At 54.0% G+C, this 604-nt stretch carries 1 protein-coding gene; it reads left to right on the top strand.

Annotated features, from left to right (window positions below):
* Positions 1-604, top strand: a 604-nt coding sequence (locus K675_RS31010) for a hemagglutinin repeat-containing protein (RefSeq protein WP_037006827.1), incomplete at both ends; no start/stop codon positions are given.

The raw sequence follows: 604 nt of genomic DNA, 5'->3' as shown, positions 1-604 counted from the left end.
AGCAAGAAAACCAAGTCCGGGTTCCTTGGGCTTTCCAAAAGCAGTAAGAGTCAGCTGAAAACCACTGCGAGCCAAGTCGGTAGCGAGCTGGAGGCCGGCAATGATGCTGTGGTGGCCGCGGGTAATGACGTGCGGTTGCGCGCTAGTAAGATCAGCGCCGATAACGATACCGAGCTACGCGCCGGATTGGTCAACAACACCGGTGACATCAACCTTGTTTCTGCAAACGATACGGCTTACAGCCGTACCGAGGCATATAAAAAGAAATTTGGTTACACGGAAAGACCCACGTCGATAGCGATTTCGTCGGCGAAGAAGGCCGGTCGTGAAGCTCAGAGTAGCACCAGTGTCGGCAGTCAAGTGAGCGCCGATCGCGATGCCAATTTGCAGGCCAAGCGAGATATTAACCTCATTGGTAGCGGTATTAGTGCCGGGCGTAACGTCAGTTTGGACGCTGGGCGTGATGTGAACGTGGTTGCCGCCCAGAACACCAGCAGCGAACGCACGTGGGAGAAGAAAAAGGAGACGGGTTCAGGTTTCTCCAGCAATGGTAATGGCATCGGTGTTTTTGCCGGTACTGAAGGCACCACGAAAAAAGACCGTA

Source organism: Pseudomonas fuscovaginae SE-1, assembly GCF_000364705.1.
Taxonomy (GTDB): Bacteria; Pseudomonadota; Gammaproteobacteria; order Pseudomonadales; family Pseudomonadaceae; genus Aquipseudomonas; species Aquipseudomonas fuscovaginae_A.
The sequence above is the reverse complement of the archived record's forward strand: the minus strand, read 5'-3'. Positions and strand labels throughout refer to the sequence as shown.